This window comes from Sphingomonas sanguinis, assembly GCF_001476905.1.
GTDB classification, from domain to species: Bacteria; Pseudomonadota; Alphaproteobacteria; order Sphingomonadales; family Sphingomonadaceae; genus Sphingomonas; species Sphingomonas sanguinis_B.
This window is the reverse complement of record NZ_LDTE01000089.1, coordinates 1-6,166: the sequence shown is the minus strand read 5'-3', so window position 1 is coordinate 6,166 and position 6,166 is coordinate 1. Positions and strand designations below refer to the sequence as shown.

5 protein-coding genes are annotated in these 6,166 nt (G+C 68.7%); all 5 read left to right on the top strand.

Annotated elements, in window-relative coordinates; translation table 11 throughout:
• A partial coding sequence (locus SB4_RS13985) for a DUF3473 domain-containing protein (RefSeq protein WP_058753054.1) occupies positions 1-544 on the top strand: 544 nt, incomplete at its 5' end.
• Positions 541-1,575 (top strand): FemAB family XrtA/PEP-CTERM system-associated protein, encoded by a 1,035-nt coding sequence (locus SB4_RS13980; protein ID WP_058753053.1) that lies wholly within the window; start codon positions 541-543, stop codon positions 1,573-1,575. The genes SB4_RS13985 and SB4_RS13980, both read left to right, overlap by 4 nt.
• Complete coding sequence (locus SB4_RS13975; RefSeq protein ID WP_058753052.1) at positions 1,572-2,729, top strand: TIGR03087 family PEP-CTERM/XrtA system glycosyltransferase; 1,158 nt, start codon at positions 1,572-1,574, stop codon at positions 2,727-2,729. Before SB4_RS13980 ends, SB4_RS13975 begins: the two co-directional genes overlap by 4 nt.
• A 5-nt stretch (positions 2,730-2,734) precedes the next feature.
• On the top strand, positions 2,735-4,246 hold the full coding sequence (gene xrtA / locus SB4_RS13970) for an exosortase A (protein ID WP_241488631.1): 1,512 nt from the start codon (positions 2,735-2,737) through the stop codon (positions 4,244-4,246).
• Between the two features lie 6 nt (positions 4,247-4,252).
• Entirely contained in the window at positions 4,253-6,139 is a 1,887-nt protein-coding gene (locus tag SB4_RS13965; protein WP_058753051.1) for an XrtA/PEP-CTERM system amidotransferase, read from the top strand.
• Positions 6,140-6,166 lie beyond the last annotated feature (27 nt).

Here is a 6,166-nt window from a genome sequence, read left to right as displayed (position 1 = left end):
CCTGACCCGCGCCAAGGCGGCGATCGAGGATGCGGGCGGGCAGGCCGTCACCGGCTATCGCGCGCCGAGCTTCTCGATCGATAAACGCACCCCCTGGGCCCATCCGGTACTGGCCGAGGCGGGGTATCGCTATTCCTCCAGCGTCGCGCCGTTGGCCCACGATCATTATGGCTGGGCGGAGTCGCCGCGTTACGCATGGCGGCCGCTGGCCGATGCCGATCTGGTCGAACTGCCAGTGACGGTTGCGCAGTTCGGCCAGCGGCGACTGGCGACGGGCGGCGGCTTCTTTCGCATGTTGCCCGCCAAGCTGACCGATATCGCGGTGGGGCAGGTGCAGCGCGATGCGCATGGCGCGATCTTCTATTTCCACCCCTGGGAGGTGGACCCAGACCAGCCGCGCGTGAGGAATGCGCCCCTGCGCTCGCGCGTCCGCCATTACAGCCGGTTGGGCGCGATGGCGGGCAAGTTGCGGGGCTTGCTGACCCGGCATGACTGGGGCCGCGTCGACCAGGTCGCGGCCGAGGAAGCGGCGCGGCTGGCATGACCACGCCGCCGCCGATCATCCGCGTCGCCGATCTGGCGCGCGCGGCGGAATGCGCGCGGATCGATGCGTTCGTCGAGGCGCAGGCGCAGGGTACGCCCTTTCATCGCACCGGCTGGCTGCTGGCGGGGGCGAAGGGCTGTGGCCAGAAGGCCCACTATCTCACCGCCGAGCGGGATGGCGCGATCGTCGGCATCCTACCGCTCAGCGAAATTCGATCGCCGCTCTTCGGTACAGCAATGGTGTCGACCGGTTTCGGCGTCGATGGCGGGGTGCTGGGCGAGGGGGCGGAGCCGCTGGCCGAGGCCGCCTGGGCGCTGGCGGTCGAGCGCGGGATCGAGTCGGTCGAACTGCGTGGCGGACCGGTGCCGGACGGCTGGACGGCGGACGCGGACAGCTATCTGGGTTTCATTCGCCCGATTGCCGTCGATGACGAGGCCGAGATGAAGGCCATTCCGCGCAAACAGCGCGCGGAGCTTCGCAAGGCGCCCGCGCAGGAGTTGGAGGTCGTCACCGGCCGCACGCCCGCTCTGCTGGCCGAGCATTACCGCATCTATGCCGAGTCCGTCCGCAATCTGGGAACGCCGGTCTTTCCGGCCCGACTGTTCCGCGAGGCAGTGGCGCGGCTCGATGCCGATGTGCTGACCGTGCGGCATCGGGGGCGGGCGGTCGCGAGCGTGCTCAACCTCTATCATGGCGGCATCGTCTATCCCTATTGGGGCGGTGGTACGCACGCGGCGCGGGAGCTGCGCGCCAATGACCTGATGTATTTCGCGTTGATGCGGCATGCGCGGGAGCGGGGCTGTCACAGCTTCGACTTTGGCCGGTCGAAGGTCGGGACCGGCGCGGCGGCATTCAAGAAGAATTGGGGGTTCGAGGGGCGTCCGCTGGTCTATGCCAGCCGCAGCGTCCACGGGCCGCGCGCGATCAATCCGCTCAACCCCAAATATGCGATGATGATCGCGGTGTGGAAGCGCCTGCCGGTCCGGGTCGCGATGCTCGCCGGGCCGGTCATCGCGCGGGGGCTGGGTTGAGAGACCTGCTGTTCCTGGCGCACCGCGCGCCGTTTCCGCCCGATCGCGGCGACAAGATCCGCAGCCATCATATCCTGCGCCACCTGATGCGCGACTGGCGCGTCCATCTCTGCGCCTTTGCCGAGCAGGACGGCGAAGAGCGTCTCCCGTCCGACCTCGCCGGTTCGCTCGCCAGCCACCATATCATTCGCCGGACGAAATCGATGCCGGTCGCGGCGGTGCAGGCGCTGGCGACAGGCAAGCCCATCTCGCTGACGGCCTTCGCGCACCCCGCGATGCGGAAGGCCGTCGCCACGGTTCGCGCGCGTCACCCGATCGCCGCCACCTATGTCTTTTCCGGGCAGATGGCGCAGTATCGCGGGCAAAAGCCGACCGTGATGGACATGGTCGATGTCGACTCCGCCAAGTTCGCGACGCTGGGGCAAACGAGCGCGCTGCCGATGCGCGCCGTCTATGCGCGCGAGGCGCGGTTGCTGGGCGCCTATGAACGACAGGTCGCTCACTCGGTCGCAGCGACCCTGTTTGTCAGCGAGGCGGAGGCCCACCTTTTTCGTGCGGGCGGCGGGGAAGGGAACATCGTCGCGGTCGAGAACGGCATCGATGCGGGCCATTACGATCCCGCCGCCTTCGATCCGGCGTCCGGTGAGCCGTTGATCGTCTTCACCGGCCAGATGGACTATCGCCCCAATGTGGAGGCCGTCACCCGCTTCGCCGAGCGCATCCTGCCGTTGGTGCGCCAAGCCCGACCGGATGCGCGCTTCGCCATTGTCGGCCGCGCGCCCACCCCGGCGGTCCGGCGGCTGGCAGGGGAGGCGGTGATCGTCACCGGCGAGGTGCCCGATACCCGGGAGTGGCTGGCCCGTGCCGCCGTCTGTGTCGCGCCGCTCGATCTGGCGCGGGGCATCCAGAACAAGCTGCTGGAGGCGATGGCGATGGCGCGGCCGGTTGTTGCTTCGGTTGCCGCCGCCGAAGGGATCGACCATGACGGCACCATCGCGGTGGCGCGGGACGACCGGGACTTTGCGGCCCAGGTGGTCGTGGCGCTGAACGGCCCCGCCGCCAACCCCGCCGCGCGTGCGCGGGTGCTGGCGCGTTATGATTGGGCAGCACGGCTGGCACCGCTCGACCGGCTGTTGAAGGACATCGCATCGTGACGCAGATGGGGACCATGACGCCGGAACGGATCGGGCCGGGGCGCTGGACCTGGCATCTGGGGTTGCTTGGCGCAGCGGCGGCGTTGGTGCTGTGGCTGTTCTGGCGCGATGCGACGCATCTGATGGACATCTGGTGGACCAGCACCACCTATGGCCATTGCCTGTTCATCGGCCCGGTCGTCGGCTGGCTGGTGTGGCAGCGTCGGCGCGAGCTGTCGCAACTGACCCCGACGGCCTGGTGGCCCGGCCTGTTCCTGGTGGCGGGCGGCGGCTTCCTGTGGCTGCTCGGCGAGTCCGCCACCGTGGCGTTGATCCGCCAATTGGGCCTCATCGCGACGCTGGAGGGGCTGGTCGTCACGCTGCTGGGGCCGATGGTGGCGCGCGGGCTGCTCTTTCCACTCGCCTATGCCTGGTTTCTGGTGCCCTTTGGCGAGGAACTGGAAAAGCCGCTTCAGCAGATTACCGTGTCGATCGTCATGCCGCTGCTCCACTGGAGCGGGATTCCGGCCACCGCCGATGGTGTGCTGATCCATGCGGGACGTTACTGGTTCGAGGTGGCGGAGGCCTGTTCGGGGTCGAAGTTCGTCCTAGCCATGATCGCCTTTGCCACACTGGTCGCCAATCTATGCTTCCGCTCGCCCGTGCGGCGCGCGGTGTTCCTGATCGTGTCGCTGATCGTGCCGGTCATCGCCAACGGCATTCGTGCCTGGGGCACCATCTTCGCCGCCGACAAGACCTCCATCGAGGTGGCGGGCGGCATCGACCATATCATCTTCGGCTGGGTATTCTTCGCGATCGTCATGGCGGCGGTGCTGGCGATCGGCTGGCAGTTCTTCGACCGCTCGCCCGATGACCCGGCCTTCGATCCCGATCGGCTGAAGGCGGTGCCCGGCCGCCGGATCGACCCGCTGCTGGCCGCCGTGCTGGCGGTGGCGATCATCGCCGTCTTCCCCAGCTGGAGCGGCTTTGCCGGGACCCGCGCGGCGACGCTGCCGACGCAACTGGCGCTGCCGCAGGTGCCCGGCTGGACGATCGTGCCGCAGCAAAGCGTCTGGCGGCCCGATTATCCCGGCGCCGATGCGGTGTTGCAGCAGGCCTATCGCAACGCGCAGGGGCATCAGGTCGACCTGGCGGTCGCGGTCTTTTCCCGCCAGCGTGAGGGCGGCAAGCTGGGCGCGTTCGGCACGGGCGTGATACACGGTGCGGATCGCTGGTTGCGCGTCGCCGATCTGGGCCGGGTCGCGGGTGGCGACACGATGAAGATCATGGCGACCGGCCCCGATGGCCAGACCCAGAATCGCGACGTTGCGACCTGGTATCGGATCGGCGATACGCTGACACCGGATATGCGACGCGTGAAGATCGAGACGATGAAGGCCCGGCTGCTGGGGCAGCGCCAGATGGCGGTGGCGGTGCATGTCGCGAGCGAGGGCGACGATCCCCATGCGATCGAGGCGTTCGTCGCCGCGCTCGGGCCGATCGATCGCTTCGCCGACCGCCTGACCGGGCAGCGCTGACGCTCCATGTGCGGTATCGCCGGTCTCTTCCACCCCGCCACGCCCAAGCCGGTCGATCCCGCCCGCCTACGCGCGATGATCGCCGCACAGGCGCATCGCGGGTCGGACGGGCAGGGGGTATGGACCGCACCGGGTGTCGGCTTCGCCCATGCCCGGCTGTCGATCATCGACGTCGCGGGCTCGCCCCAGCCGATGGTGGATGGCGAGGTGGCGGTCTGCTTCAACGGCGAGATCTATAATTATCGCGAGTTGCGCGCCGAATTGGCGGGCAAGGGCGCGGTCTTTCACACCGATGGTGATACCGAGGTGCTGCTGCATGGCTGGCGGCATTGGGGCCCGGCGATGCTCGACCGGCTGGTCGGCATGTTCGCCTTTGCCGTGCATGATGCGAAGGCGGGGGCGCTGTTCCTGGCGCGCGACCGGCTGGGGGTGAAGCCGCTCCACTGGGCCGAGCTGCCCGATGGCGCGGTGGCCTTCGCTTCGGAGATGAAGGGGGTGCTGGCGCATCCGCTGGTCCGACGGCGGCCCGATATTCGTGCGGTCGAGGATTATCTGGCGCTGGGCTATGTCCCCGACGATGCCAGCATGGTCGCGGGCATCCACAAGCTGCCCGCCGGGCATTTCCTGCTGATCGAGCGGGGGCGCCCAATTCCCCGGCCACGGCAATGGTGGGACGTCGACTTCTCCAACCGCGAAAGCGGATCGTCTGGGCAACTGGGCGAGGGGCTGCTCGCCCGGATGCGCGAGGGCGTGACCAGCCGGATGGTCGCTGACGTGCCGCTGGGCGCGTTCCTGTCGGGCGGGGTGGACAGCTCGGGCGTCGTCGCGCTGATGGCGGAGGCGTCCCCGCGCGCTGTCCGCACCTGTACCATCGGGTTCGAGGAAGCGGGCCATGACGAGCGCGGCTATGCCCGCATCATCGCCCAGCGTTTCGCCACCGATCATGTCGAGCGGGTGGTGCGCGCCGACGACTTTACGCTGATCGACACGCTGGTCGCGCATTTCGATGAGCCCTTTGCCGATGCCTCGGCCCTGGCGACCTATCGGCTGTGCCAGCTGGCGCGCGAGCATGTGACGGTGGTGCTGTCCGGTGACGGCGCGGACGAGGCGATGGCAGGCTATCGCCGCCATGTCTTTCATGCCGGCGAGGAGCGGGTGAGGGGCTTGTTCCCCGCCAATCTGCGCAGCCATGTGTTCGGGACGCTGGGGCGGGTCTATCCCAAGGCGGACTGGGCGCCGCGTCCGCTGCGCGCGAAGACGACGTTGCTGGCGCTGGGGATGGACGGGGCGGAAGCCTATGCGCGATCGGTCGGTGTTTCGGACCCCGAACTGCGAGCCCGGCTCTTCACGGCGGAGGCGAAGGCGGCGCTGGGCGGCCACCGGGCGGAGGATCGCTATGTCGCCGCGATGCGCGACGCACCGGCCCGCGATGCGATCGATCGGGCGCAATATGCCGACCTGAAAATCTGGCTGCCGGGCGATATCCTGACCAAGACCGACCGTACCTCGATGGCGGTGGGGCTGGAGGCGCGCGAGCCGCTGCTCGACCACCGTCTGGTCGAATATGCCGCGCGCCTGCCAGCCGCGATGCGGGTGCGGGGCGGGCAGGGCAAATGGCTGATGAAGAGGGCGCTGGAGCCCTATCTGCCGCGCGACATTCTCTATCGGCCGAAAATGGGCTTCGTGACGCCGATCAGCGCCTGGTTCCGGGGGGCGCTCGCCGACGAAGCGGCTCGGCTGGAGCATTCGGGGCTGCTGCGTGAGACGGGATGGTTCCAACTCGCCGAACTGGGCCGGATCGCCGCCGAGCATCGCGCGGGGCGGGCGGATCATGGTCGGACGCTATGGCAGATGTTGATGCTGGAGCGGAGTTTGGCTCGGCTTTTCGCCTGATCCTCCCCGGCACGGGGAGGGGGACCA

Coding starts and splice junctions, on each gene's coding strand:
- xrtA (WP_241488631.1), top strand. CDS start 2,735: ATGGGGACCATGACGCCGGAACGGATCGGGCCGGGGCGCTGGACCTGG.
- SB4_RS13980 (WP_058753053.1), top strand. CDS start 541: ATGACCACGCCGCCGCCGATCATCCGCGTCGCCGATCTGGCGCGCGCG.
- SB4_RS13965 (WP_058753051.1), top strand. CDS start 4,253: ATGTGCGGTATCGCCGGTCTCTTCCACCCCGCCACGCCCAAGCCGGTC.